Below are 3690 nucleotides of genomic sequence, written 5' to 3'. Positions count from 1 at the left end.
AGCCAGTCTGGCTGTCCGGCCAGCTCGACACCGCGCAGTATCAGGCCGAGCAGGCCCTGCGGCTGTGCGAACAGGCGGCCGCCGCCCTGCCGGCCGCCGCCGCCGCCTGCCGCGCCGACGGCTGCTGGATCATGGCCTGGGTGGCCAACGACCGCGGCGACAGCATCAATGGCGACGCCTGGCTGCGCCAGGCCGCCGCCGCCGCCCGCGCCGCCGGCGATCCGGTGCGCATCGATGTGATCGACGCCGCCTCCGGTATCTGCGATGCCTTCAGCGATTCGCAGATCGCGCAGGAACGCTGGAAGGGCCGCTTCAGCGCCGACCTGACGGATGCGGCGCCGGTGACCGCCGGCTGGATCAGCGATTTCTTCGGCACCTGCGCCTTCCAGCGCAGCGACTACGGCCGCGCCATCGGCCACCTGATGCTGAGTTTCGAGACGGCGCTGACCACCGGTCAGATCCGCCGCGCCATCATCGTCGCCACCAACATCGGCAACGGCTTCACCAGCCTGAACGCGCATGAGGCGGCGCTGGACTGGATGCAGCGCGGGCTGGACCTGGCGCGTCCCACCGGCTGGCCGCTGAGTATCGGCATGTGCCTGATGCAGACCGCCGAAACGCTGCGCCAGCTGGGCCAGCGCGATGCCGCCCAGAGTCTGCTGCGCGAGGCGCTGACCACGCTGACGCCGCTGTCCGGTTCGCGCGCGTACGCGGTGGCGCTGGAATACCAGGGCGACCTGGCGCTGGACCTGGGCAATCACGCGGCCGCGCTGGAAAGCTTTACCCGCCTGGCCGCGCGCGGCGACGCCCTGCACCAGAAGGATTTCCAGAGCAGCGCGCGGCGCGGCCAGGCGCATGCGCTGTCGCACCTGGCGCGTCCCGAGGATGCGCTGGCCGCCGCGCAGGGCGCGCTGGCGCTGGCGCGCGAGCATGAAGACGCCACCAGCCAGATCGCCGCGCTGAACGTGCTGGCCGATATCCACGCGCGCCACCAGTTGCCGGCGCCGGGCCTGATGATGGCGCCGAACCCGGTGCTGCACTATCTGCAGCTGGCGCTGGAGATCGCCGCCACCATCGACGGCTATACGGTGCCCGGCGCGCTGCTGGACGCGGCGGCGCGCGAGTATGCGGCGATCGGCGATTACGAGCGCGCCTACACCATCGCGCTGCGCGCCAACACCGCGCGCGACCAGACCCACAGCAAGGAAGCCACCAACCGCGCCATCGCCATGCAGGTGCAGTATCAGACCGAGCGCGCGCAGGCCGAGGGCGAGCATCACCGCCAGTTGGCCGCCGCCGAAGCGCAGCGCGCCGAGGTGCTGCAGCAGATCAGCGCGACGCTGGAGCACCTGAGCGCCATCGGCCAGGAGATCACCGCGCACCTGGATGCGGCGGCGGTGTTCCGCGCGCTGGACCGCCATGTGCACGGGCTGCTGGACGCGACCCACTTCTCGATCTTCCTGCTGCAGCCGGACGGCGAATCGCTGGTCTGCGCGTTCGGCATCGAGGCCGGCAAGCCGCTGCCGCCGACCCGCATCATGATGTCCGACCCCAGCGCCAACACGGCGCGCTGTGTGCGCGAGCGGCGCGAGATTCTGGTGGAGCTGGACGAACAGGGTGTCACGCCCAATCTGATCCCCGGCACCCTGCCGACGCTGACGCTGCTGTTTGCGCCGCTGCGCGTGGGCGAACGCGTGATGGGCGTGATGACGGTGCAGGCGCTGCGCGCGCATGCCTACGGCGAGCGCGAACGGCTGATCTTCCGCACCCTGTGCGCCTACGGCGCCATCGCCATGGACAACGCCGCCGCCTACCGCCAGGTGGCGGCGACGCAGGAGCAGCTGCTGGAAAAGAACCTCGAGCTGGAGCAGGCGTACAAGGCGCTGGAGGAGGTCAGTCTGACCGACCAGCTGACCGGCCTGCGCAACCGTCGTTTCTTCCTGCAGAACGTCGACGCCGACGTGGCCATGAGCCTGCGCGGTTACGACACCGGCCAGCACCGCGAACTGACCGAATGCGATCTGCAGACGCCCAACGATCTGGTGTTCTTCATGGTCGACCTGGACCACTTCAAGGAAGTCAACGACCGTTACGGCCACTCGGCCGGCGACGCGATCCTGGTGCAGATGCAGGAGCGCCTGCGCGAGGTGTTCCGCGAGTCCGATTACGTGATCCGCTGGGGCGGCGAGGAATTCCTGGTGCTGGCGCGCGCCACCCATCGCGACGAGGCGGCCGGCGTGGCGGAGCGCATGCGCCGCGCGGTGGAGGAGCGCGACTTCGTGCTGCCGGACGGCGCGCGCCTGTCCAAGACCTGCTCCATCGGCTTCGCCTGTTTCCCGTTCCTGCCGGAGCAGCCACGCCTGCTGTCATGGTCGCAGGTGGTGGAGCTGGCCGACCAGGGGTTGTACATCGCCAAGCGATCCGGCCGCAATGCCTGGGCCGCCGTGTATAGTACCGCCGCCGCGCGTCCCGATGGGGTGTTCGCGCGGGTGATGCAGCATCTCGAGCAGGCGGTGGCCGAGGGCGAGGTGCGGCTGGTCAGCAATCTGCCTGGACCGCTGGTGCTGGATGGCGAACGTCGCCGCATCGGCTTGTCCAGCGACCTGGAACTGGGCTAACGACATGGAAAAGAAACGCTGCAGCTGGGCCAACCCGGCCAATCCGCTGTACCTGGAATATCACGATACCGAATGGGGCGTGCCTTGCCACGACGAGCGGCGCCTGTTCGAGATGCTGAACCTGGAGGGCGCGCAGGCCGGCTTGAGCTGGGAGACCATCCTTAACAAGCGCGAGAACTACCGCCAGGCTTTCGACCAGTGGGACGCCAGGAAGATCGCCGCCTACGGTACGGAAAAGGTGGCGGAATTGCTGGCCAATCCCGGCATCGTGCGCAACCGGCTCAAGGTGGCGGCGGCGATCACCAATGCGCAGGCTTATCTGCGGCTGGTGGAGGGCGGCGGCAGTCTGGATGAGCTGATGTGGTCTTATGTCGGCGGCAAGCCGATTGCGAACGGCAAGGGACCGCGTCCGGCCAAGACCGAGCTGTCGGACCGGATCTCCAGGGATCTGGGCAAGCTGGGTTTCAAGTTCGTCGGCTCGACGATCATTTACGCGTACATGCAGGGCGTCGGCCTGGTGAACGACCATGACCCGGACTGCTTCTGCAGGAAGGCGCGCAAGTGAACACCCGGGTGGTGCTCGACACGGACTTCGGCCGTGGCGAGCGGTTCGCGGCGGCGCGCGCGCAGGGCGGGCGTTTGCATTACATCGGCTTGGCGCCTGTTTTGCCGCCGGCGCCAGATGGTCTGCAGGACCTGTGGCCGCTGGATGTGCCGGGCTTCCACCGCGTGATACTCGATCAGGATGCGACGCTGGATCTGCTGGTCGGCGCGCCGGATGCCGTGCTGCCGCAGATCCGCGCGCATGTGGACGAATTCCATCTCGGCCCGCTGGCGCCATCGCATGCGCGGCTTTTGGCCGGGCTGGCGGTCCAGGGCGCGGCACTGCACGCGCGCGCCGCCGACGAGGCGCTGGTGTGGGCGCTCACCGCCGCCGGCTTCGCGTGCCGGCTGGCGCCAGGCGTTTCCGTCGATGTCGCCACCGCTGGCGTGCGGCCGGCGGGAGCAGTCACCGCCGAGACGGCGTCCGCGCCGCCCGACATCGATGCGGTCTACCGCGGCCGCATGGGGG

Annotated in this window: 2 protein-coding genes and 1 pseudogene; all 3 read left to right on the top strand. The window is 69.3% G+C overall.

Annotated elements, in window-relative coordinates:
• Nucleotides 1–2618: diguanylate cyclase (locus tag E4L98_RS27360; protein WP_135204697.1), on the top strand; the 2618-nt coding region annotated here is incomplete at its 5' end.
• 4 nt (nt 2619–2622) lie between these two features.
• On the top strand, nt 2623–3183 hold the full coding sequence (locus E4L98_RS27355; RefSeq protein WP_135204696.1) for a DNA-3-methyladenine glycosylase I: 561 nt from the start codon (nt 2623–2625) through the stop codon (nt 3181–3183).
• A pseudogene (locus E4L98_RS27350) lies at nt 3180–3690 on the top strand (tRNA U-34 5-methylaminomethyl-2-thiouridine biosynthesis protein); the annotation flags it as partial. The gene E4L98_RS27355 and the pseudogene E4L98_RS27350, both read left to right, overlap by 4 nt.

Origin of the sequence: Duganella callida, from assembly GCF_004614165.1 — a bacterium.
Lineage (GTDB): Bacteria > Pseudomonadota > Gammaproteobacteria > Burkholderiales > Burkholderiaceae_D > Rugamonas > Rugamonas callida.
The sequence above is the reverse complement of the archived record's forward strand: the minus strand, read 5'-3'. Positions and strand labels throughout refer to the sequence as shown.

What these genes read in the sequence shown, in the direction of transcription:
- E4L98_RS27355 (WP_135204696.1), top strand. Translation starts at nt 2,623, where the DNA reads ATGGAAAAGAAACGCTGCAGCTGGGCCAACCCGGCCAATCCGCTGTAC.